This window comes from Streptomyces sp. NPDC001852 (assembly GCF_042891825.1).
GTDB lineage: Bacteria > Actinomycetota > Actinomycetes > Streptomycetales > Streptomycetaceae > Streptomyces.
The window spans coordinates 30,726-52,832 of the sequence record NZ_JBIATN010000024.1 but is presented as its reverse complement, the minus strand read 5'-3'; the positions used below and the strand labels follow the sequence as shown (position 1 = coordinate 52,832).

At 71.0% G+C, this 22,107-nt stretch carries 18 protein-coding genes; 8 read left to right on the top strand and 10 right to left on the bottom strand.

The genetic code is table 11. The features are described from left to right. Window positions 1–52: 52 nt before the first annotated feature. From ACFYZB_RS33025 to ACFYZB_RS33015, 3 genes are read right to left on the bottom strand one after another with little or no spacing between them, the layout of a single operon-like run. Window positions 53–463 (bottom strand): RidA family protein, encoded by a 411-nt coding sequence (locus ACFYZB_RS33025; RefSeq protein ID WP_388764787.1) that lies wholly within the window; start codon window positions 461–463, stop codon window positions 53–55. Continuing rightward, a complete protein-coding gene (locus ACFYZB_RS33020; RefSeq protein ID WP_388764786.1) occupies window positions 460–1,221 on the bottom strand; it encodes an IclR family transcriptional regulator in 762 nt (253 codons plus the stop codon). The genes ACFYZB_RS33025 and ACFYZB_RS33020 overlap by 4 nt, the downstream gene beginning before the upstream one ends. Further along, window positions 1,218–2,387, bottom strand: coding sequence for a sugar kinase (locus ACFYZB_RS33015; RefSeq protein ID WP_388764785.1), 1,170 nt, complete (start codon window positions 2,385–2,387; stop codon window positions 1,218–1,220). Before ACFYZB_RS33015 ends, ACFYZB_RS33020 begins: the two co-directional genes overlap by 4 nt. Window positions 2,388–2,547: 160 nt before the next feature. Here ACFYZB_RS33015 and ACFYZB_RS33010 point away from each other — a divergent pair, with 160 nt between their 5' ends. Both ACFYZB_RS33010 and ACFYZB_RS33005 read left to right on the top strand, forming a co-directional pair. Further along, window positions 2,548–3,831: an alanine racemase gene (locus ACFYZB_RS33010; protein ID WP_388764782.1), complete on the top strand. Its 1,284-nt coding sequence runs from the start codon at window positions 2,548–2,550 to the stop codon at window positions 3,829–3,831. 20 nt (window positions 3,832–3,851) lie between these two features. Then, window positions 3,852–5,462, top strand: coding sequence for a D-aminoacylase (locus tag ACFYZB_RS33005; RefSeq protein ID WP_351209145.1), 1,611 nt, complete (start codon window positions 3,852–3,854; stop codon window positions 5,460–5,462). Between the two features lie 3 nt (window positions 5,463–5,465). Here ACFYZB_RS33005 and ACFYZB_RS33000 read toward each other — a convergent pair whose 3' ends face one another. Both ACFYZB_RS33000 and ACFYZB_RS32995 read right to left on the bottom strand, forming a co-directional pair. Further along, the gene (locus ACFYZB_RS33000) at window positions 5,466–6,308 is read right to left on the bottom strand and encodes a trypsin-like serine peptidase (RefSeq protein WP_388764780.1); all 843 of its coding nucleotides are present in this window, start codon (window positions 6,306–6,308) and stop codon (window positions 5,466–5,468) included. Between the two features lie 162 nt (window positions 6,309–6,470). Beyond that, window positions 6,471–7,220, bottom strand: a complete 750-nt coding sequence (locus ACFYZB_RS32995; protein ID WP_388764779.1) for a hypothetical protein — start codon at window positions 7,218–7,220, stop codon at window positions 6,471–6,473. Between the two features lie 176 nt (window positions 7,221–7,396). Between ACFYZB_RS32995 and ACFYZB_RS32990 the strand changes: the two genes are divergently transcribed. Continuing rightward, a complete protein-coding gene (locus ACFYZB_RS32990; protein ID WP_388764776.1) occupies window positions 7,397–8,608 on the top strand; it encodes a pyridoxal phosphate-dependent aminotransferase in 1,212 nt (403 codons plus the stop codon). Window positions 8,609–8,706: 98 nt separating this feature from the next. Further along, on the top strand, window positions 8,707–9,126 hold the full coding sequence (locus ACFYZB_RS32985; RefSeq protein WP_388764775.1) for a hypothetical protein: 420 nt from the start codon (window positions 8,707–8,709) through the stop codon (window positions 9,124–9,126). Between the two features lie 391 nt (window positions 9,127–9,517). Here ACFYZB_RS32985 and ACFYZB_RS32980 read toward each other — a convergent pair whose 3' ends face one another. Further along, window positions 9,518–11,338 carry a phosphoenolpyruvate carboxykinase (GTP) gene (locus tag ACFYZB_RS32980; RefSeq protein WP_388764773.1) on the bottom strand — a complete coding sequence of 607 codons (1,821 nt, stop codon included), beginning with the start codon at window positions 11,336–11,338 and terminating at the stop codon, window positions 9,518–9,520. Window positions 11,339–11,646: 308 nt separating this feature from the next. Between ACFYZB_RS32980 and ACFYZB_RS32975 the strand changes: the two genes are divergently transcribed. From ACFYZB_RS32975 to ACFYZB_RS32960, 4 genes are all read left to right on the top strand, one after another. Beyond that, window positions 11,647–12,357: a hemolysin III family protein gene (locus ACFYZB_RS32975; protein ID WP_388764771.1), complete on the top strand. Its 711-nt coding sequence runs from the start codon at window positions 11,647–11,649 to the stop codon at window positions 12,355–12,357. Between the two features lie 128 nt (window positions 12,358–12,485). Continuing rightward, window positions 12,486–14,048: an MFS transporter gene (locus ACFYZB_RS32970; RefSeq protein ID WP_388764769.1), complete on the top strand. Its 1,563-nt coding sequence runs from the start codon at window positions 12,486–12,488 to the stop codon at window positions 14,046–14,048. A gap of 2 nt (window positions 14,049–14,050) precedes the next feature. Further along, a complete protein-coding gene (locus ACFYZB_RS32965) occupies window positions 14,051–14,692 on the top strand; it encodes a TetR/AcrR family transcriptional regulator (protein ID WP_388764767.1) in 642 nt (213 codons plus the stop codon). A 33-nt stretch (window positions 14,693–14,725) separates the two neighbouring features. Next, entirely contained in the window at window positions 14,726–15,451 is a 726-nt protein-coding gene (locus ACFYZB_RS32960) for a Mut7-C RNAse domain-containing protein (RefSeq protein WP_388764766.1), read from the top strand. A 3-nt stretch (window positions 15,452–15,454) separates the two neighbouring features. Here the strand turns inward: ACFYZB_RS32960 and ACFYZB_RS32955 are convergent, their stop codons facing one another. From ACFYZB_RS32955 to ACFYZB_RS32940, 4 genes are read right to left on the bottom strand one after another with little or no spacing between them, the layout of a single operon-like run. After that, window positions 15,455–17,854 carry a galactose oxidase-like domain-containing protein gene (locus ACFYZB_RS32955; protein WP_388764764.1) on the bottom strand — a complete coding sequence of 800 codons (2,400 nt, stop codon included), beginning with the start codon at window positions 17,852–17,854 and terminating at the stop codon, window positions 15,455–15,457. Then, window positions 17,851–19,020 (bottom strand): glycosyltransferase, encoded by a 1,170-nt coding sequence (locus tag ACFYZB_RS32950; protein ID WP_388764762.1) that lies wholly within the window; start codon window positions 19,018–19,020, stop codon window positions 17,851–17,853. The genes ACFYZB_RS32955 and ACFYZB_RS32950 overlap by 4 nt, the downstream gene beginning before the upstream one ends. Further along, complete coding sequence (locus ACFYZB_RS32945; RefSeq protein WP_388764761.1) at window positions 19,017–20,663, bottom strand: ArnT family glycosyltransferase; 1,647 nt, start codon at window positions 20,661–20,663, stop codon at window positions 19,017–19,019. The genes ACFYZB_RS32950 and ACFYZB_RS32945 overlap by 4 nt, the downstream gene beginning before the upstream one ends. Further along, window positions 20,660–21,928 (bottom strand): glycosyltransferase, encoded by a 1,269-nt coding sequence (locus ACFYZB_RS32940; RefSeq protein WP_351209158.1) that lies wholly within the window; start codon window positions 21,926–21,928, stop codon window positions 20,660–20,662. The genes ACFYZB_RS32945 and ACFYZB_RS32940 overlap by 4 nt, the downstream gene beginning before the upstream one ends. Window positions 21,929–22,107 lie beyond the last annotated feature (179 nt).

The following is a 22,107-nucleotide window of genomic DNA, read 5'->3' as shown; positions in this document are numbered from 1 at the left end:
GGGGCCGTCGTACCGGGAGAGGGCGTGCGGGAGGTGAGGGACCGTCAGACGCTCAGCCGAGTACGGCGAGCGCGTCGATCTCGATGAGGAGGCCGGCCGGGAGTCCGACGTAGACCGTGGTCCGGGCGGCGGGCGGCTGGGTGAGGCCCTGCTCCTCGAAGTACGCGTTGTAGATCTCGTTCATCTCGGCGAAGTGGTCGACGTCGGTCAGGTAGACGCGGATCATCATCACGTCGTCCCAGCTCGCGCCGCCCTCTTCGAGGATCGCCTTGACGTTGGCGAGGGTCTGGAGGGTCTGCTCGCGCAGGGTGGGACCGGCCGGCGTCGGGGGCTTGCCCTCCTCGGCGGGCAGGAAGCCGACCTGGCCGGCGACCTGGAGGATGTTGCCCTTCTTCACGCCGTGGGAGAACCGGGCGGGCGGGGTGGTGTGGGTCTTCGGGGTGAGCGCGATCTTGTCCGTCATTCGGGGTCCCTTACTGGCGTTCTTCCGGAGTACTCCCCGCTGATCGCGTCCGCGGTACGGCGGACCTGCGGGAGCAGGGTGAGGAGTTCCTCGGCGGTGACGACCACGTTCGGCGCGGACACCGACATCGCGGCGACCACGCGGCCGTCGGCGCCGCGGACGGGGGCGGCGACGCAGTTGATGGACTCCTCGTGGCCACCGAGGTCGGTGGCCCAGCCCTGTTCGCGCACCTTCTCCAACTCCCGTAGGAACGCGGGGGCGTTGGGGGTCGAACGGGGCGTGTACAGGGGGTAGTCGAGCTTGTCCGCGAGGGCGCGGCGCTCGGGTTCGGGCAGGTCGGCGAGGAGGAGTTTGGCCACGGCCGCGACGGTGATGGCGACGGGTTTGCCGATCCGCGAGTACATGCGGACCGGGTAGCGGCTGTCCACCTTGTCGATGTAGAGGACCTCGCCCTCCTCGTACACGGCGAGGTGCACGGTGTGCCCGCAGGCCTCGTTCAGCCGTACGAGATGGGGGTGGGCGATCTCGCGGATGTCGAGGTTCTCCATCGCCTCCTGGGCGAGGGCGAAGAGGCGGGCGCCGAGGCGGTAGCGCTGGTCGGACTGGCGGTAGACCAGGCCGTGTTCGTGCAGGGTGCGCAGGAGGCGGAGGGCCGTGGACTTGTGCACGCCCAGGCGGTCGGCCACCTGGCCGAGGTCCGCCGGGCCCTCGGCGAGGAGCGGCAGGATGCTCAGGGCGCGGTCTACGGTCTGACTCATGGGGTGTTCGCCTCCTCCGTGGCCCGCTCGGCCTGCGTCCAGCCGGGGGCGAGTCGAAGTCTCCCCCATGCGGTGTCGTCCAGAGCGGTCAGGCGGTCGGCGTGGTCCCGGGTGGGCGGCGCGGCCAGATCGCCGGGGGTGGTGAGGGTCGCCGCGGCGAACAGGTGACCGAGCCGCAGGCGGGCCCTCGGGGGGAGGCCGCGGAGCGTCCCGGAGAGAAAACCGGCGGCGAACGCGTCTCCGGCCCCGGTGGTCGCCACGACGTCCACTTCCAACGCCGGTTCGAAGGCGGGCGCCGCAGTGGACCGTCGGCCGGTCACGTCACCCGGCACTGCCGGGACACCGCCTCGCTCCGGGACGGCACCCACCCCAGCACGACCGCCCACGGTCAACCCAGGGAGCTGTGCACCCTCCGCCGCCGCCCCAGCGGCGTCACCGCCCGCGGGATCGGGGTGTTCGAACGCTGTCGCCCCCTTCTCCCCCTGCTTCACCACCAGCACCCGCGGCTCCGGAAGTGCCGCTCGGATCGCCTCCGGGCCGCCGGTGACGCCCCAGGCCTCTGCCGCCTCGTCCTCGCCGACGAAGACGATGTCCGCTCGGCGGGCCAGGTCCAGCAGTGCCAGGGGGCCGTCGGGATGCCGCCACAGGGCCGGGCGGTGGTTGACGTCGAAGGAGAGGAGAGGGCGCCCCGGGCGGGGTGCCGTCAGGGTGTGCATCAGGGCCCGGCACTCGTCGGACAGCGCTGCCGTGATGCCGGTCAGGTGCAGGACGCGGCCCGCCCGTACCGCCGTCAGGTCCACGGTGGCCGGCGACATCGCCGAGGCCGCCGAACCCGCCCGGTAGTACGCCACCTCGTGCGCACCCGTGCCCCGGTCGCCGGCCGTACGGAAGTAGACGCCGGTCGGGCGGTCCGGGTCCCGGGAGACGGACGAGACGTCGACGCCGTACCCGGCGATGCGCTCCACCAGGTGGTCGCCGAAGCCGTCCGCGCCGACCCGGCCGACCCAGCGGGCGGTGTGCCCGGCGGCGGCCAGCACGCAGGCCACGTTGGACTCGGCACCGCCGATCGCGCGGTCGAAGGAGGGCACGTCCGCGAGGCGGCCCGGCCCGCCGGGCAGGAAGGTGACCATGGACTCGCCGAGCGCCACCACGTCCACGGCATTCATGGCCGAACCCTTCACGGCGTAAGCAGCGTCCTTGATGATGGCTCCTGTTCGATGCCCGGGCAGCGGCTCCGTTGACCCGGTGTCGGCGAGATGCTAGACACCAAGCAGCAATCCACGCAATGACCATTGCAGAGAATGCAACGCCCGAGAGAGGGGCTCCATGAGCAGCAGTGAAGCGCTCGCCCGGCTGGCCGAGGAACGCGTCGACCACCGCTTCAAGGGCCTCCCGCCGGACGCCGACGGCCTCACCGTCGGCGAACTGACCGCCCAGCGCCGCAACCTCTTCGCGGAAGACGCCGGAACCGGCGGCTTCACCACTCCCCTCCTCGTCCTCTCCGCCGAGCGGCTCGCGCACAACCTGGCGGTCATGGAGACGTACACCGCCCGGCACGGCCTCGCCTTCGCCCCGCACGGCAAGACCTCCATGGCCCCGCAGCTCTTCCACCGCCAGATCGAGCACGGCGCCTGGGGCATCACCCTGGCGGTGCCCCACCAGGTGCGCGTCGCCCGGGCCTTCGGCATCCAGCGGGTCTTCCTCGCCAACGAGCTGGTCGACGCCCCGGCACTGCGGTGGGTCGCCGCCGAACTCGCCGCCGACCCCGCCTTCCGGTTCGTCTGCTACGTCGACTCGGTGCGCGGCGTCGAGCTGATGGACGCCGCCCTGAAGGACTGCGCCCGACCGGTCGATGTCGTGATCGAGCTGGGCGCGGGCGCCGGGGCCCGTACCGGCGTGCGCACGGAGGCGGAGGCCCTGGCCGTCGCCGAGGCGGTGGCCGGTGCGCGCACGCTGCGGCTCGTCGGTGTGGCGGGGTACGAGGCCCAGGTGCCGGACGCCTCCCCGGAGCGGGTGCGCGAGTGGCTGGGCCGGCTGGTCGCGCTCGCCGTGGAGCTCGACAAGGCCGGGCGGCTCGCAGGCGCCGACGAGATCGTGATCAGCGCCGGCGGCAGCGAGTGGTTCGACGCGGTCGCCGACGTCTTCGCCGCCGCACCCGAGTTGTCCCGCCCTGTCCTGAAGCTGCTGCGCTCCGGCGCGTACGTCACGCACGACGACGTGCACTACAGCAGGCTGACGCCGTTCAACCGGGTGCCCGGGGAGGGTGCCCTGGAGCCCGCGTTCCGGCTGTGGGCGCAGGTGATCTCCCGGCCCTCCGCCACGGAGGCGTTCGTCAACGCGGGCAAGCGGGACGCCGCCTACGACCTCGACCTGCCGGTGGCTCACGTGGTACGCCGGAACGGCACCGAGCACCCGGCGACCGGCATCGAGGTGACCGCCCTGTCCGACCAGCATCTGTGGCTGCGCACGGAACCCGGCGCGGACGTCGAGGCCGGTGACTGGATCGGCCTCGGTCTGTCCCATCCGTGCACGTCGTTCGACAAGTGGCAGCTGATCCCGGTGGCCGAGGCCGACGGGACGGTCGTCGAGTACATCCGTACGTTCTTCTAGACCCGCGGGAGGCGCCGGCCGTGGAGCAACTCGTCATCCGGGACGCCGACGTCGTCGACGGCAGCGGCGAACCGTCGTACCGGGCCGACGTGGTGATCGACGGCGGCCGGATCGCCGGAATCGTCAAGGAGGCCGCCGCGGCCGGCTGCCAGCGCCCGCGCGCCATGCGGGAGCTGGACGCGGAGGGCCTGGTCCTCTCCCCCGGCTTCATCGACATGCACGCCCACTCCGACCTCGCCCTGCTGCGCGACCCCGACCACAGCGCGAAGGCCGCGCAGGGGGTCACGCTGGAGGTCCTCGGGCAGGACGGGCTGTCGTACGCGCCCGTCGACGACCGCACGCTTCAGGAGGTGCGGCGGGCGATCACCGGGTGGAACGGGTACGGCGACGACATCGACTTCGACTGGCGGTCGATGGGTGAGTACCTCGACCGGCTGGACCGCGGGATCGCCGTGAACGCGGCCTGTCTCATCCCCCAGGGCACGGTCCGCGCGCTCGTCGTGGGCTGGGAGGACCGCGCGGCCACGCCCGAAGAGCTGGACCGGATGCGGGAGTTGGTCGCGCAGGGGCTGGAGCAGGGCGCGGTCGGGCTGTCCTCCGGGCTGACGTACACGCCCGGCATGTACGCGCCGGACGCCGAACTGACCGAGCTGTGCCGGGTGGTGGCGTCGTACGGCGGCTACTACTGCCCGCACCACCGCTCCTACGGCGCCGGCGCGCTGGAGGCGTACGCCGAGATGGTCGCCCTGGCGCGGGAGGCCGGCTGTCCGCTGCACCTGGCCCACGCGACGATGAACTTCGGCGTGAACGAGGGCCGGGCGCCGGAGCTGCTGGCCCTGCTGGACCGGGCACTGGACGCCGGCGCGGACATCACCCTCGACACCTATCCCTACACCCCCGGCTGCACCACCCTGGCCGCGCTGCTGCCGGGCTGGGCGAGCGAGGGCGGCCCGGAGGAGATCCTGGCGCGGCTCACCGACCCGGCGACGGCCGCGCGGATCCGGCACGACCTGGAGGTGACGGGCTCGGACGGCTGCCACGGGGTGCCCGTGGAGTGGGAGACGATCGAGATCTCCGGGGTCACCGACCCGGCGCTCGGGGAGCATGTGGGCCGTACCGTCCGGGAGGCGGCCGCACGGCGTGGCGAGGCGCCCTGGGACACCGCCCGCCGGCTGCTGGTCGAGGACCGCCTCGGTACGACGATCCTCCAGCACGTCGGCCACGAGGACAACGTCCGCACGATCATGCGGCACCGCACCCACACCGGCGGCTCGGACGGCATCCTGCGCGGCGACAAGCCGCACCCGCGCGCCTACGGCACCTTCCCGCGCTATCTCGGCCACTACGTGCGCGAGTTGGGGATCCTCTCCCTTGAGGAGTGCGTCGCCCATCTCACGTCCCGGCCCGCGGCCCGGCTGCGGCTGCCGGACCGGGGGCTGGTGCGCGAGGGGTACCGGGCCGACCTGGTGCTGTTCGACCCGGACACGGTGGCGCCCGGCGCGACGTACGCCGCGCCCCGCACGCTGCCGACCGGCATCCCGCACGTCCTGGTCGACGGCCGGTTCGTCATCGAGGACGGGAAGCGGACGGACGTGCTCGCGGGCCGGTCCGTCCGCCGTACGCCCCTGTGACCGTTACGGCTTGGGCAGGACGCAGCCGGCCGCGCTCAGGTCCAGCTTGTTGCCCGTGGTGAAGCAGGCGGGGATCTGGTAGGTCTCCTCGGCGTAGTTGATGCCCTGGTGGATGGTGACGTTGCCGTTCTCGTCCACCTCGCACGGGTTGTTCACCGTGCAGGTCTCGCCGTCCTCGTTGCCGGTGTTGTTGACGGCGACGACCTTGCCGGTGCTGGTGTCGATGACCGGGGAGCCCGAGGTGCCGCCGATGGTGTTGCAGGAGGAGGTGTAGCGGACCGAGTCCTTCCAGGTCCAGTCGCCCTCCTTCAGCCGGTAGACGAAGCCGTCGATGCTGCAGCTGTAGGTGCGCTTCCAGTAGCCGGAGACGACCTTGACGGCGGTGCCGACGGTGGGGTGGGTGTCGTTCACGGTGAGCGGGCTGATCCCGTACGCGCTCTTGATCTGGGCGTAGGTGGTGGTCAGCCGGTAGATCGTGACGTCCGTGTCCGTCATGGTCGAGTAGACGACCTGGTTGGCGCGGAGGGTGGCGACCCTGCTGCCGGAGGCGTTCAGCAGACCGAAGGTGCGGCTGGAGGACTGGCCGGTGATGACCTGGCCGGGGTCCGGGAAGCCGGTCTCCAGGCAGTGCCCGTTGGTGAGCACGAGCGCCGGGTCGCTGTCGGCGGAGTTGGGGAAACGGATGACGGAGCCGGAGCAGTCGCTGAGCGCGACGGTTCCGGCGAAGTTGACGGTCACCGCGGGCTTGGCGGCGGGCTCGGCGGTGTGCGGCGCGGCGACCGCGGGGGTGGCGCCCAGTCCGGCCACGGCCAGGGAGGAGAGTGCGGCAAGGAGAGGCTTGTTCATGTGGGGGTCCCCTCTGATGACATTGTCATGCGCATTGTCATCGCGCGAGAGGGGCGGGAACAAGAAGCCGGGTCAGGTCGTAGGGGTTTCCCTCTGTGGGGCGCTCGGCACGACAACTGGCCCCGAATGACCCGGAGTTGGCGTGAAGGCGAGGTCCGGCGGTCAGTGCGGGTGCTTGGTGGCTCCGTGGCCGTGGCCCTGGCTGCCGGGGAAGCCGGGCTCGGAGGTGGTCGGGGCGGCCGTGGTCGCCGTCGGCGCGGGCGCCCGGGACGTGGTGGGGGCAGGAGCGGGCGCCGAGGCGGTCCGGCCGTCACCCGACGGTCCCCGGGACTGCCGGGACGCCCGGACGTCCGGGGAGGAGGCCGAGCCCGACGGCGAGGGCGCGGGGGAGCCGGCGGCGGCCGTCGACGCGCCCGCGGACGGGGAGCCGGTGTCCGTACGGGGGCTCGCGGTGACGGACCGGCCCACGGCCGGACCGGACCCGTCCGGGGCGGGAGCGTCCGAGCCGCCCGCCAGAGCGGCGATCACCCCGACCGTGCCGGCCAATCCCAGCACCCCGGCGACGACCACCACACGGCGCCGGCCGCCCGCTCGCCGCCGCTGCCGGCGCCGCCGCGCGGCGCGCCCCCCGGCGGGAACGTCCGGCTCGCCCGGCCCCGGGACCGCGGGCAGCTCGCGGGTCCGGCCGTTCTCGCGGGCCCGGTCATAGGCGTCCTGCCAGCCGTGGGCGGCCGCGGGGTCGGCGTACTCGTCGTACGCCGGAGCGGAGGCCGACTGCGGAAGGTACACATTCGGCGGGGGCGCGTCCGCTGCCGCACGGCCCGCCTGCGGGTGAGCCGCGTCCGGCCGGTTCCGGGGCACAGGACCCGGTATGCGGCCGCCGTCCGGCCCGTGTCCGCCGTCCGTCCCCATCCCTGTGTGCCTCCCCGCCCCTCGCGTCGCCGTGCGGACCCGACGCCCGGCGGCACCGCATTCTAGGGACGCGAGTGACCGCCGGGACAGCCGATGGGCATATCGGGACAAACCAATGTGTCTCACGTGTCGGAAAACACGACCCAAGAGGCATTACCGGGCCGTAAGCTCACGACATGCAGGTGATCCAGTCGACCAAGCTCGCCAACGTCTGTTACGAGATCCGGGGCCCGGTTCTCGAGGAGGCCATGCGGCTTGAGGCGGCGGGGCACCGCATCCTCAAGCTCAACACCGGCAACCCGGCCGCCTTCGGCTTCGAGTGCCCCCCGGAGATCCTGGAGGACATCCTCCGCAACGTCTCCACCGCACACGGCTACGGCGACGCCAAGGGCCTGCTGGCCGCCCGCCGCGCCGTCGTCATGCACAACCAGACCATCGGCATCGAGACGGACGTCGAGCACGTCTTCATCGGCAACGGCGTCTCCGAGCTGATCGTGATGGCGATGCAGGGCCTGCTCGACGACGGCGACGAGGTCCTCGTACCGGCCCCGGACTACCCGCTGTGGACGGCGGCCGTCTCCCTCTCCGGCGGTACGGCGGTGCACTACCGCTGCGACGAGCAGTCGGACTGGATGCCCGACCTCGCCGACGTCGAGCGCAAGGTCACCGACCGCACCAAGGCCCTCGTCATCATCAACCCGAACAACCCGACGGGTGCCGTCTACGACGAGGCCGTGCTCAAGGGCCTGACGGACATCGCCCGCCGGCACAACCTGCTGATCTGCTCGGACGAGATCTACGACAAGATCCTCTACGACGGCGCCACGCACAGCCCGACCGCGAAGATCGCCCCCGACCTGCTCACCCTCACCTTCAACGGCATGTCGAAGGCGTACCGGGTGGCCGGCTACCGGGTCGGCTGGATGTCGATCTCCGGCCCGCGCGCCCACGCCGACTCCTACATCGAGGGCCTGACGATCCTGGCGAACATGCGGCTGTGCGCCAACATGCCGGGACAGCACGGGGTGGTCGCCGCGCTCAGCGGACGGCAGTCGATCAACGACCTGGTGCTGCCGGGCGGGCGACTGAAGGAGCAGGTGGACACGGCGTACGAACTGCTGACGCAGATCCCGGGCGTCAGCTGCGTCCGCCCCCGGGGCGCGCTGTACCTCTTCCCGCGGCTCGACCCCCAGGCCTTCAAGATCAGGGACGACCGGCAGATGGTCCTGGACCTGCTGCGCCAGGAGAAGATCATGGTCGTCCAGGGCACGGGCTTCAACTGGCCCGAGCCGGACCACTTCCGGGTGGTGACCCTGCCGTCGGTCGGCGACCTCCGGGACGCGATCACCCGGATCGGGAACTTCCTGGACGGGTACAGCCAGCCGTAGCGGAGAGGGTCCTGGGGACTCCTTACCGTGACACGACTCAACTTTAGACGAAATCCAAGCTAGGATGGCTTCCTGTCAGCGCACAGGAGGCCATCCCCATGTACGAACCGATCCGCACCAAGTCGGTCCACAGCACGATGGCCGGCACCGCCTCCGACTTCCCCCACCGGTCGCGCGAGGAGGAGTTGGACATCCAGCTCGCCGGCCACCTCGCCGCGCTGCTCGCCGTGACCGACGAGTTGCGCGGGCTGAACCCGTCGGCCGACCTGGAGACCTCCGCCGAGCGGCTCGCCGAGCAGGTGGCCCGGCTCCGGGGAGGCCGCGCCCCGCTGCGGGCGAAGCCGTCCGCCGCCGGCGACCCCGTGGCGTTGCACCGGCGCGCGCACGCCCTCGCCGGGCGTGCGCTCGTGGTCGCCGCCTCGCGCGCCGACACCGCGGCGGCGATCCTCGCGGCCGAGCGGATGGACGCGCACGCCGACGCGCTGTCGGAACCGAAGGAACTGAGCACCACCGCCTGACCCCGCCGGGGTCCCACGATCGGCCCCGGTCCGCGTGCACCCGCAGCGACGCGCGGACCGGGCGCCATACCCTGCGCCGGCTTCGGCCGGGCTCTTGGGGTGCGGGGCGTTTCGTCGGTGCGGTGGGCCGGGCCGCGTCTCGCCGTAGGGCTTGATGTCGTTCGGCGGCTGCCTGTGGTTCGTGGTTGCTCGCGCAGTTCCCCGCGCCCCTTCGGGGCGCGTTGCCGTACACGGGCGAGGGCCTGCCGCCGTGTTCCCGCGGGGCAGCGGGAACGTGACGACAGGCCCAGGACCCCCACGCCGTTGTGCGGGCCTCGCCGGTCTGTCACCACGGCCGGCCGGGACGATCGCTGGTCAGGGCACGGCGGCCGGCCGTGGAGTCTCGGGGGGACTAGCCCAGGCGCTCCACCAGCGCGTGGTACTGGTCCCACAGCTCCTTCGGGGTGTGGTCGCCGAAGGTGTTGAGGTGCTCGGGCACGAGTGCCGCCTCCTCGCGCCAGACGTCCTTGTCGACGGTGAGCAGGAAGTCCAGGTCGGACTCGGACAGTTCCAGGCCCTTGGTGTCCAGCGCCCCCTTGGCCGGCAGCACGCCGATCGGGGTCTCGACGCCCTCGGCCCTGCCGTCCAGGCGGTCCACGATCCACTTCAGGACGCGGGAGTTCTCACCGAAGCCCGGCCAGACGAACTTGCCCTCGTCGTTCTTGCGGAACCAGTTGACGTAGTAGATCTTCGGCAGCTTGGACTGGTCCTTGTCCTTGGCCACGTCGATCCAGTGACCCATGTAGTCGCCCATGTTGTAGCCGCAGAACGGCAGCATCGCGAACGGGTCGCGGCGCAGCTCGCCGACCTTGCCCTCGGCGGCGGCGGTCTTCTCGGAGGCCACGTTGGCGCCGAGGAAGACGCCGTGGTTCCAGTCGAAGGACTCCGTCACCAGCGGCACCGCGGAGGCGCGGCGGCCGCCGAAGAGGATCGCCGAGATCGGCACGCCCTTGGGGTCCTCCCACTCCGGCGCGATGATCGGGCACTGCGAGGCGGGGGTGGTGAAGCGGGCGTTGGGGTGCGCGGCGGGCTCCGCGGACTCCGGGGTCCAGTCGCGGCCCTTCCAGTCCGTCAGGTGGGCCGGGGTCTCCTCCGTCATGCCCTCCCACCACACGTCGCCGTCGTCGGTGAGGGCGACGTTGGTGAAGACCGAGTTGCCCCACAGGGTCTTCATGGCGTTGGCGTTGGTGTGCTCGCCGGTGCCGGGCGCGACGCCGAAGAAGCCGGCCTCGGGGTTGATCGCGTACAGGCGGCCGTCCTCGCCGAACCGCATCCAGGCGATGTCGTCGCCGATGGTCTCCACGGTCCAGCCGGAGATCGTGGGCTCCAGCATGGCGAGGTTGGTCTTGCCGCAGGCGCTCGGGAAGGCGGCGGCGACGTACTTGGACTCGCCCTGCGGCGGGGTGAGCTTGAGGATCAGCATGTGCTCGGCCAGCCAGCCCTCGTCACGGGCCATGACGGAGGCGATCCGCAGGGCGTAGCACTTCTTGCCGAGCAGGGCGTTGCCGCCGTAGCCGGAGCCGTAGGACCAGATCTCGCGGTCCTCGGGGAAGTGCGAGATGTACTTGGTGGAGTTGCACGGCCACGGCACGTCCTCCTGGCCCTGCTCCAGCGGGGCGCCGAGGGAGTGGACGGCCTTGACGAAGAAGCCGTTGTCGCCGAGTTCGTCCAGGACCGCCTGGCCCATGCGCGTCATCGTGCGCATGGAGACGGCGACGTAGGCGGAGTCGGTGATCTCCACGCCGATCGCGGACAGCGGGGAGCCGAGCGGACCCATGCAGAACGGGACGACGTACATGGTGCGGCCCCGCATGGAGCCGCGGAACAGGCCCTTCTCGCCGCTGAAGATCTCCCGCATCTCGGCGGGGGCCTTCCAGTGGTTGGTCGGGCCCGCGTCCTCCTCCTTCGCGGAGCAGATGAAGGTCCGGTCCTCGACGCGCGCGACGTCGGTCGGGTCGGAGGCCGCGTAGTAGGAGTTGGGGCGCTTGATCGGGTCGAGTTTCCTGAAGGTGCCCTTGGCCACGAGCTCTTCGCACAGCCGCTCGTACTCCGCCTCGGACCCGTCACACCAGACCACACTGTCCGGCTGCGTCAGTTCGGCGATCTCGTTGACCCAGGAGATCAGTTCCTGGTGGTTGGTGGGAACGCTGGTAGCCGAGTTGTCGCGCGCCACGGTTGCTCCTAAGTGAGGGATTTATACCCTGGTGAGGGATTTTGTCCTTGTTGCCCCGTGGGGGCTGCGACCCGGACGCTTCGCGGGATGCTCATCCGGTGCCGACCGCACTCATTTGATCATCCGCCCAGAGTGCGCATATGTCCAGGGGACCTCACAGGTGAGCGAAGTGAGGAAGGCCACGGTTTCCAGGCCCGTTTGCGTTCCCTTTACGTCCAGGTTTGCGTCACCTGAAGGTCTTTTTGCGTTCGATCAACCAAGTCCCGCCCTGACACCCGACTTACGGTGCCGTAGGTACCATGCCCCCCATGACTGCGTCCGCCCCCGACGCGCCCATGGACACGCCGGCCGACGGCCGCGGTCCCGCGCTCTCGCTGCCGCAACAGGTCAAGCCGAAGCTCCGCGGCTGGCTGCACCTCGGCATGTTCCCGGCCGTGCTCATCGCGGGCCTCGTGCTCACCGCCCTCGCGGACTCCACCAGAGGCCGCGTCGCCTGCGGGATCTACGTCCTCACGGCCTGCCTGCTCTTCGGCGTCAGCGCGCTGTACCACCGGGGCAACTGGAGCCCCCGGATGGACGGCGTCCTGCGCCGCCTGGACCACGCCAACATCTTCCTGATCATCGCGGGCACCTACACCCCGCTGACCCTGCTGCTCCTGCCCGGAGCCAAGGGTCGCTGGCTGCTGTGGGGCATCTGGGGCGCCGCCGCGGCCGGCATCGTCTTCCGCGTCTTCTGGGTGGGCGCCCCGCGCTGGCTCTACACCCCCTGCTACATCGCGATGGGCTGGGCGGCCGTGTTCTTCCTGCCCGACTTCATGCGCACCGGCGGCATCGCGGTCCTGGTCCTCGTGATCGTCGGCGGTCTGCTCTACAGCGCAGGCGGCGTGGTCTACGGCATCAAGCGGCCGAACCCGTCACCGCGCTGGTTCGGCTTCCACGAGGTCTTCCACTCCTTCACGCTCGCCGCGTTCGTCGTCCACTACGTCGGCATCTCGCTGGTGGCCTACCAGCACGCCTGACCCACCGCCCCGCCCCCACCCCGCTCCCACCCCTCTCCGGCCACGGCTCATCAGCCGTGGCCGATTTCGTATGCCTGCCATCAGCTACCGATTGACAGTCCCATTATTTTGAGAGCTACTCTCATTTCATGGCTACTGTCATTCACGCTGACGAGACGCGGCGCGATCCCCGCCGCTGGTGGGCCCTCGGGGCCCTGGTCGCGAGCATGCTCACGCTCGGCTTCGACATGACGATCCTCAACGTGGCACTGCCGACGATGGCCGGCGATCTCGGCGCCACCACCGGCCAGCAGCAGTGGATGGCGGACGCCTACGTCGTCGTCTTCGCCGCGCTGATGCTCCCCGCCGGTCTCCTCGGCGACCGGTTCGGGCGACGCCGGATGCTGATCACCGGGCTCGCCCTCTTCCTCGCAGGCTCCCTGGTGGGCGCGCTCGCCTCGGACGTGCACTGGGTCGTCGCGGCCCGCGCGTTCATGGGCATCGGCGGCGCCCTCGTCACCCCGCTCGCCCTGTCCGTGCTGCCCTCGCTCTTCGGCCCCGACGAGCGCGCCAAGGCCGTCGGCATCATCTCCGCCGCGTCCGCACTCGGCATGCCGCTCGGGCCGATCATCGGCGGCTGGCTGCTGAACCACTTCTGGTGGGGCTCGGTCTTCCTGGTCAACGTCCCGATGGCCGCGATCGGCATCGCCGCCTGCGTCCTCCTGCTCCCCGAGACCAGCGACCCCGCCTCCCCGCGCGTCGACCCGCTGTCCACCGCGCTCACCGCGACCGGCCTCGGCGCCCTCATCTACGCGATCATCGAAGCGCCCAGCCGCGGCTGGGGCGACGCCCTGATCCTGGCGATGTTCGCGGCGGCCGCGGTGCTGCTCACCGCGCTGGTGCTGCGCGAGCGCCGGGCCGTACGCCCCATGCTCGACATGACGCTGCTGGCCCACCGCGGCTTCCTGTTCAACACGCTGGCCGCGACCCTGGCGATGTTCGTCCTGTCCGGCCTGATGTTCGTGCTGCCCCCGTATCTCCAGGCCGTCCTCGGCAACGACGCCCTCGGCACCGGTGTGCGTCTGCTGCCGATGATGGGCGGTCTGATGGTCGCCGCGCGGGGCGCACAACCGGTCGTCGCCCGGTTCGGTGCGCGGGCCGTGGTGAGCGCCGGACTGGTGGTGCTGGCCTTCGCCGCGCTGCTCGGCAGCCGTACGACGGCCGACTCCGGCTACGGCTTCACCGCGCTGTGGCTGTCGATCACCGGCGTCGGATTCGGTTTCTCCATCGTGCCCGCGATGGACGGCGCGCTCGGCACCCTGCCCCGCGACCGGGCCGGCAGCGGCTCGGGCCTGCTCATGACGCTGCGCCAGGTCGGCGCCGCCGTCGGCATCGCCCTGCTCGGCAGCCTGCTCGCCGGCGTCTTCCGCGACCGGCTCGACGTGGCGGGACTGCCCACGCCCGTCGCACACACCGCCGGTGACTCGGTGATCGCCGCGCACCTGATCGCCGCGAGGACCGGCTCGGCGCACCTCGCCGCCTCCGCGAACGACGCCTACGTCCACGGCATGGGCGTGGTCCTGCTGGTGTGCGGGATCGCCGCGCTGGTCGCCGCCCTGCTGGCGGCACTCCTCCTGCCGAAGACGGCGGCACCCGCGGGGGAAGCGGAAAGCACCGGCGCCGCCATGGTCGTCACCACGGAGGATGCCTGACAATGAACCGTATGACGGCCGCACGTTCCCCCCTCTCCCCCGCCGACCGCCCCCAGCTGGGCCTGCGCGAACGCAAGAAGATCAAGACCCGTGAGGCGATCCGCGCCGCGACGTACGCGCTGATCAAGGAGCAGGGGTACGACGCGACGACGATCGAGCAGATCGCCGAGCGCGCCGAGGTGTCGCCGTCGACCGTCTTCCGCTACTTCCCGACCAAGGAGGACATCGTCCTCACGGACGAGTACGACCCGCTGATGGCCGAGGAGTTGCGGGCCCGGCCCGCCGGCGAGTCCTGGATCGACTCGGTGCGGCATGTGATGCGCAAGGCCATCGACGCGAACATGGCCGAGGACCCCGAGGTGGTGCGCCTGCGCACCCACCTCACGGTGCAGGTCCCCGCCGTCCGCTCCCGGATGTTCGAGCACATGTCGGTGACCGGCAGCCTGCTCCGTCAGGCCCTCGCCGAACGGTTCGGCCTGGACCCGGACAGCCTGGAGGTCCGCGTCTACGCGATGTCGCTCATCGGCGGTCTGATGGAGGTCTCCATGTTCTGGGCGGAGCACGACTTCGAGGGCGACCTGCACACCTTCGCGGACCGGGCCCTGGACGTCATGGAACACGGCCTCCCCGGCGAAAACCGCTGAGGTCCGGGCGGTCCCGCGTGCGATCCTGACACCGTGAACGGACCCGAGATCCACGTCGAAGTCGCCCCCGCGCTCCATCTGTTCGTGCCGGCCGCCCGCCGCGCCGGCGCCACGGCCCTGGCCACGGACGGCGTCTCGACGCTCGGCCATGTCATCGAGTCCCTCGGCGTGCCGCTGACCGAGGTCGGCGCGCTGGTGGTGGACGGCCGCGAGGTGCCGCCGTCCCACATCCCGCGGGCGGGCGAGGCGGTGCAGGTACGCCCGGTCACCCGCCCCCAGCAGGTCCCCGGCGCCCCCCTCCGCTTCCTCCTCGACGTCCACCTCGGCACGCTCGCCCGCCGGCTGCGGCTGCTCGGCGTGGACACGGCGTACGAGTCGACGGACATCGGCGACGCGGCGCTCGCCACCCGCTCGGCGGCCGAGAAGCGGGTCATGCTCAGCCGCGACCGGGGCCTGCTGCGCCGCCGCGAACTCTGGGCCGGCGCCTTCGTCTACAGCACCCGCCCCGACGACCAACTCCACGACGTCCTCGACCGCTTCGCCCCCGACCTGCACCCCTGGACCCGCTGCACCGCCTGCAACGGCCTGCTGAAACAGGCCACCAAGGCCGAGGTCGCCGACCAGCTCAAACACGGCACCCAGCGCTCCTACGACGTCTTCGCCCAGTGCACCGAATGCGGCCGCGCCTACTGGAAGGGCGCCCACCACGACCAGCTGGAGGCGGTCGTGGAAAGGGCGTTGGGACGCGCCCGCCGCTGATCCTCAGCTACGTCTGACGTCCCCCTTCCCGCACGCCACCCCGTCCCGGTTCCGGTCCAGGCCCAGGGGGTCGTCACCGCCGTTGACCTTCAGGCGGCCGTAGTGGTTCTGCCGGAGCCAGGTGCAGCGGGCGGCTGTTGTCCTCTTGACCTCCGGCGGGAACACCGTCGGCACGCACACGTTGACCGAGCCGTAGTGCCGGTCGCAGCCGGAGAGGGTGGGGCTGACCTGCTGGGACGTCTTCCGCTCGGCGGGTCCCGACACTGTGCCGGACAGGGAGTCGGCGAAGGCGTGGATGTGCGGGGAGGCGGCACCGAGGGCCGCCGGGCCCGTCAGGTGCACCCACTTGGCCACCGAGGGCACCCCGTTGGCGTCGACCGCGAAGAGCATGTACCAGCCGGGCGGGGCGATGTCCGGGTTGTTCGTGACGTTCAGGTCCACGTTGTTGCCGTCCACCGACAGCGGGAGATCCACGAACCGCTGGTTCGGGTCGGAGGAGTGCGTGACCGCCGCCGGGCGGATCAGCTCCGCCTTGGCGATGGGCCGGTCGACGGTGATCCGCTGGGTGTCGCCGTACTTCCACTCCTGGTTGATCACCGAGGTGATCGTCGGCCGGGTGCCCTTGTAGAGGTAGGGCGGGGTGTAGATCGACACGTTGTGGTTCCAGCTGCCGTTGCCCGGGTTGTCGCCCGTCGCCATCACCCGGCCGTCGGGCAGCAGGAACGCCGAGGAGTGGTAGCCACGGGACTCGGGGTCGGCCGCGACCGGGTCGAAGGCGTTCGTGGCCGGGTCGTAGACCGAGGACTCGTACACCGGGTTGGCGCGGTTGTGCAGGGCGCCGCCGGTCTCCAGCACCTTGCCGTCGGGCAGCAGCACCGCGGAGACGTACATCTTGCCCTGGTTGCCGGTCTCCGGCTGGGGCCCGCCGCCCAGGTCGACCGTGCCCTGCGGGACCGGCGGCCCGGCGACGTACGACGGGTTCGCCTGCTTGAGGTCGATCAGGTCGGTGAGCCGGTTCGCGTCGGGGTTGGAGTCGATGTTGCCGCCGCCGATGGTGAGGACCCTCTGGTCCTGCGCCGGGGGCAGCAGCACGGACGCGGACTGGTCGCGCTCGTCCTTGTTCTGCAGCCCCGGGATCTGTGTGATCGTGTTGGCGTCGTAGTCGTAGATCGCCGAGCCGCTGCCGGGGATGTTGTTGCCGAAGACATGGCTGCCCGTGTAGAAGAGGCGGCCGTCCTGCATCAGGATCATCGCCGGGTACAGGCCCCAGTACGACCAGGTCTGGTTGACCTGGGACAGCGGCAGCCACTGGTTCTGCGCGTAACTGAACTTCTCGGCGGTCACCGAGCCGGTGGAGTCCTCGCGGAGCCCGCCGAAGGAGATGACGTCACCGTTGCCGAGCTCGGTCGCCGAGGGGTACCAGTGGCCGTCGTTCAGGTCGTTGGTCTTGCTGTAGGTCTCGGTCGTCGGGTCGAAGATGTACGAGTCCTTGAACCCCTCGTAGCCGTGCCCGCCCGCGACCGGGTACGCCTTGTTGCCGCTCAGCACCAGCACCCGGCCGTCCTGCAGCTGGACGTGCCCCGCGCAGAACATGTCCTTCGGAGTGGGGATGACCTTGTACGTGCCGTTCGCCGGGTCGTACACCGCGCTCGTGAACGTGCCCGCGTTGAAGTTCTCCTCGCTGTTGCCGGAGCCGGCGATCAGGAGCACCTTGCCGTTGTCGAGCACGACCGAGTGCATGGAGCGGACCGGGTTCTGCGTCGGCAGTACCGACCAACTGCCGTTGGCGCACTGGTCGGTGGTGCCCGTGCACGGGGCCGGCGGGAGCGGGTCCGGGACCTGGTCCATGGTGTAGTCGTCGGTGGTCGCCGAACCGGTGCCGTAGACGGAGACACCCCACGTGATGCGGTCGGTGCCGGCCGGGATCTGCGGGGTGCGGACCGTGGCCTGCGTCCAGGCCGACGCCATGTCGAGGGTCTTCAGGTCGGTCCAGTACTGCCAGCCGGCCGTGGTGTCGTGCCGGAAGAGGGTGATGTTGGCGTCCGGCGTCGTGGTCTTGTACCAGAGCCCGAGGTCGTACTGCTTGCCCACCGAGACGGCCGGCGCGCAGTCGGCGGACTCCGTGATCATCGCCTTGCGGTCGCCGTCGACGCGGCGGGTCAGCGTGACCTTCATGGCCCTGGTCCCGGAGTGCGCGTCCGAGGTCGTCTCGAAGGTGAAGTCGTTGTCGCCCCAGCCCGACTTCTCCCAGCAGTACGGCATGTCGTCGCTGCCCGCGGTCTCGAAGCCGGGGTTCTTGATCAGGTTGGCGGCCTCGGCGCTCTGCGGCGAGGTGAGGAGCAGACCGGCGGTCAGGGCGCCCACCCCGAACAGCGCGGTCCGTCTGCGGTATCTGCTGCTCACACGGCTCTCCTTGCTCGGCTCCCCCGGCGACGGGGGAGGTAGACCAGCGCCTCGGTGCCGGCGAAGCGCAGAACGAACGTCATGACCAGTGCGAGCGCGGTGGCCGGCAGGGCGCCCATGCCGAACCGGCCGACGAGCAGGGCGATCAGCGGGATGCGCAGCACCAGGTCGGCGTTGGCCAGCAGCGCGAACCGGCCGAGCCGGTCCCACCAGCGGCGGTGTGCGCGCCGGTCGCGGAACAGCAGCTGCTCGATCAGCAGGAAGTTCCAGGCGACCCCGAACTGGTTGGCGAGGATCTCGGCGGGAAGGTAGTGCATGCCGAGGGCGGTCAGTGCCCAGAGCCCGACGAGGTTCGGCACGAACCCGCTCGCGCCGATCAGTCCGAAGCCGACCATGCGGGCCACCGGGGAGGCGGTGCGCAGGCCCGCCAGGTGGCGCAGGAAGCGGAAGCCCTCCCGGGCGGTGGACTTGGACTCGCCGGCGAACCGGTCCTGGAAGGCGAACGGCACCTCGGCGACCTGCCGGGGGCGGCTGCGTACGGCCAGTTCCAGCAGGATCTTGTAGCCGAGGGGCCGCAGCACGTCCGCCGTGACCGCGCTGCGGCGGATGGCGAAGAAGCCGCTCATCGGGTCGCTGATGCCGCGCAGTCTGCGTGGGAAGAGTGCCTTGGCCAGCCAGGTCGCGCCGCGCGAGACGGCCACCCGGTAGCCGCCGGCCAGCCCCGCCCGGCTGCCACCCGCGAGGTACCGGGAGGCGACGACCAGCCCGGCGTTCGCCCGCTCGCCGGTGGCCACCAGCTCAGGTATCAGGGACGGCGGATGCTGGCAGTCGCCGTCCATCACGACGACCCACTGCGAGGTCGCCGCCCGCAGTCCCTCGACCACCGCCCCGCCGAGCCCGCCGACGGGTTCCTCGCGGTGCAGCACGGCCACCGGGAACGGGCAGTCCCGGGCCGCCGCGCGGACGACCTCGGGGGTGTCGTCGGTCGAGTCGTCCACGAAGAGGACCTCGCAGGGCAGCCGCGCGGGCACCGACTCGGTGATCTCGTGCAGCAACTGCCGGATGTTCGCGGACTCGTTGAAGGTCGGTACGACGATGGTGACGGCGCCGGGTTCCGGCACCTCGGTGGCTCGCAGACCGGGTACCGGCGCCGTGTGCTCGCTCATCGGCCGGCCCCCGCTGCCCGGACCTGACGGATCTCGATGCGGTCGGGCCCGCTGCCGAACGTGGCGACCGGCGTGGAGTGCCGGATGGCGGCCCGGACGTTCGGCAGGTTCCTGGCGTCGCGGCGGACGGTCGGTGAGGCGACGACGTAGTCGATGTCCCGCCAGCCGTGCGGCATCGTCTTCGTGACGGCCGGGTCGAGGTCGGCCTTGTAGAACCAGATGGCGCCGAGACCGGGCCGGTATCCGGCGTGCACGAGGTCCAGCCAGAGGGCGTCGTCGACGAGCACGCGGGTGTCCTTCGGGTCCGCCACCTCGGTGCTGAGCCAGTGGGAGGCCTGCCGGTAGGGCCCGTTGGCGTCGGCGGTGACGGCGGTGCGGTCGCCGTCGTACCAGTGCGGTACGACATAGGCGCCGGCGGCGAGGGCGAGGGCGGCGGCGAGCGCGTACCGGCCGCCGGTGACGTACCGCTTCTCGCCCTGCGTGCGCCATCTGCTGGTGACCGCGTGCGCGACGGAGGCGGCGCCGCCCGCGAGGACCAGGGAGAGGAAGGGCAGCGCGCCGATGACGTACATGGCGGGCAGATAGCCGCCCGGACGCAGCGCCACCGCGGCCAGCACGGCCACCGTGATTGCCGGTCCGGCGAGGGCCCGGGCGGTGACCGACCAGCGCCGGGTGAGCAGCAGGAGCAGGGCCGCGGCGAGGCCGCCGAGGGGCAGGACGCGGTCGTAGTACAGCCAGGAGTGCAGAACGCCGTAGGAGCCGGAGCCCGCATCGAGGATGAATCCCGAGCCGGGCCTGGACATCTGGTAGGTGATGCCGTCCCACAGGGACACGTGCCCGGCGCCCGGGAACAGCTCGCCCTTGAGCAGGGCGAACAGCGGGTAGGAGAAGCCGGCCAGGGCGCACCCGGTGACGGCTCCGGTGAGGGCGAACTTGCGGGTGTCGCGGTGGCTGTGCCGCCACATGGTGACGAACAGGGCGGGCAGGACGACGAGCATCGTCTCCTTGGTGAGCACGCCCGTGGCGGCGGCGAGGCCCGCGCCGAAGTGGTGCCAGAGGTGGCGGCTGGGCGAGGCGGCGAGGCAGAACGCCAGCAGCAGCCACATCACGGCGATGTTGTCGAGGAAGATCTCCCGGCTGAGGACGACCGCGAGCGGGGAGAGCCCGAACAGGGCCATGCCGAGTCCGGCGGCCCAGCGGGGCAGGGAGAGCCGGCGGCCGAGGACGTAGACGAGGACCGCGCTGATGCCGCTGACCAGCAGCATGGTGAGCCGCATGGTGCCGACGGTCATCGAGCCGGGACTGATCGCCGAGGGGATCCAGCTGAGCAGGGCTATCTGGATCCAGCCGAGCGGCGGGTGGTCGTACCAGTAGGTGTAGTGGGCGAGGCCCCGGCCCTGCTGAACGGCCCAGGCCTGGGCGAGGTAGGTGCCCTCGTCGTCGCTGAGGGTCGGGTAGGCGGCGATGTTCCAGCCCTGGACGACGAGGATCGCCGTGAGCAGCAGGCCGCAGAGCAGCAGGTCGGGACGGGAGGAGCGGAGTCGCGGCGGCGGGTTTGTTCGGCCGGTCGAACGACCCTCCGGCACAGGTGGGCGCTGCGCGGGGACCTTCGCTGCGGTCACCGCGGGAAGTGTGGAGGTCACGCAGGAACGTCCTCTCGGATGGGCTCGGCCGCGGTGAGGTGCGCGCCGACGTGCGTGGTCAACTCCCAGTCATTGCGGCCGCGTTGCTCGCGCCAGACAGCACGGATCGCGGCTCCGGCGAGGAGGACCTGGTAGAAGGGCCCGCCCACGATGAGCTTCACGTAGTGGACGAGCCGGACCCGCAGGCCGTACTGCTTGCCGAAGTCGTGCAGCCCGACCACCTCGAAGACGAAGGTGACGGCGGCGGTGACCAGCGGCAGGAAGGTGAGGAAGGCGACCCCTACGGGCACGTCGAGGAAGAGCGCGACGGCGGCGTTGAGCGGGATGATCACGCCGGAGAAGGCCTGCATGAACGGGGTCATCAGGGTGTACCGGGCGAGCAACCGCTGGCCGAATCCCGGCAGTTGCCGCCAGTCCTTCTTCCGGTACACCTGCAGGAAGCCCTGGTTCCAGCGGGTGCGCTGCTTGAGCAGCGACATGAGGGAACCCGGGGTCTCCTCCCTGGTGACCATGTCGGAGTCGTAGGCGACGACGACCTTCTTGCCGACGCTGGACAGCCGGACGCCCAGGTCGCAGTCCTCGGCGAGGCAGTTGGGGTCCCAGCCGTCCGCTTCCCTGAGGACGCCGGTCCGCACGAAGACGGTGTTGCCGCCGAGCGGGATGAAGCCCTTCTGCGCGTGCAGGTGCAGCCGGGAGCGGAACCAGAAGAAGTACTCCAGGCAGTTGCGCAGGCTGTACCAGCTGGAGTGGAAGTTGATGAGCTGGACCCCGCCCTGGACGACGTCCGCGCCGGTGGTGCGGAAGGCGTGGTCGACGTGCGCGAGCAGTTCCGGGTGGACCTGGTCCTCGGCGTCGAAGACCCCGACGACGTCACCGCGGCAGTGCGGCAGCGCCGTGTTCATGGCCTTCGGCTTGTTCTTCTTCTCGTGGGTGTCGACGACGACCCGGACGCGCGCGTCCCGTGCGGCGGCCTTCTCCGCCACCTCGGTGGTCTCCGGGTCGTCGTGCCCGACGATCACGATGATCTCGAAGTCGGTGTGCGTGGATTCCAGCAGCCGCTGGATGGTGTGGTCCAGCACCGCCTGCTCGTGCCGGGCGGGCAGCAGCAGTGAGAACGACACGTGTTCGTCGCCGTCCGGTCTGCCGAAACGGGTGGAGGCCAGCACCTCGGGCGTACGCCACGCGTGCATCTGCCACCACAGGGTGAAAGCCGCCATCCAGAACAGGGCCAGTGAGACGGCGGCGATGAAGACAGACGTGAGCAAAAAGATCCCCCCAGATCCCGATTACCCCCTGTGCGGACAACGGTGAGTGACCACCCGTCAACCCGCTGTGGAGACAGTAGGGGGGATCTGTGAAGCGTGGGAGCTCTTCCGATAAATAGCTTGTTTCGGAACGGTGGTACGAGTAGCGGGATCTATCCGAACACGTGCTCCGTTTCGGA

What these genes read in the sequence shown, in the direction of transcription:
- ACFYZB_RS33025 (WP_388764787.1), bottom strand. Translation starts at nt 463, where the DNA reads ATGACGGACAAGATCGCGCTCACCCCGAAGACCCACACCACCCCGCCC.
- ACFYZB_RS33020 (WP_388764786.1), bottom strand. Translation starts at nt 1,221, where the DNA reads ATGAGTCAGACCGTAGACCGCGCCCTGAGCATCCTGCCGCTCCTCGCC.
- ACFYZB_RS33015 (WP_388764785.1), bottom strand. Translation starts at nt 2,387, where the DNA reads ATGAATGCCGTGGACGTGGTGGCGCTCGGCGAGTCCATGGTCACCTTC.
- ACFYZB_RS33010 (WP_388764782.1), top strand. Translation starts at nt 2,548, where the DNA reads ATGAGCAGCAGTGAAGCGCTCGCCCGGCTGGCCGAGGAACGCGTCGAC.
- ACFYZB_RS33000 (WP_388764780.1), bottom strand. Translation starts at nt 6,308, where the DNA reads ATGAACAAGCCTCTCCTTGCCGCACTCTCCTCCCTGGCCGTGGCCGGA.
- ACFYZB_RS32995 (WP_388764779.1), bottom strand. Translation starts at nt 7,220, where the DNA reads ATGGGGACGGACGGCGGACACGGGCCGGACGGCGGCCGCATACCGGGT.
- ACFYZB_RS32990 (WP_388764776.1), top strand. Translation starts at nt 7,397, where the DNA reads ATGCAGGTGATCCAGTCGACCAAGCTCGCCAACGTCTGTTACGAGATC.
- ACFYZB_RS32985 (WP_388764775.1), top strand. Translation starts at nt 8,707, where the DNA reads ATGTACGAACCGATCCGCACCAAGTCGGTCCACAGCACGATGGCCGGC.
- ACFYZB_RS32975 (WP_388764771.1), top strand. Translation starts at nt 11,647, where the DNA reads ATGACTGCGTCCGCCCCCGACGCGCCCATGGACACGCCGGCCGACGGC.
- ACFYZB_RS32970 (WP_388764769.1), top strand. Translation starts at nt 12,486, where the DNA reads ATGGCTACTGTCATTCACGCTGACGAGACGCGGCGCGATCCCCGCCGC.
- ACFYZB_RS32965 (WP_388764767.1), top strand. Translation starts at nt 14,051, where the DNA reads ATGAACCGTATGACGGCCGCACGTTCCCCCCTCTCCCCCGCCGACCGC.
- ACFYZB_RS32950 (WP_388764762.1), bottom strand. Translation starts at nt 19,020, where the DNA reads ATGAGCGAGCACACGGCGCCGGTACCCGGTCTGCGAGCCACCGAGGTG.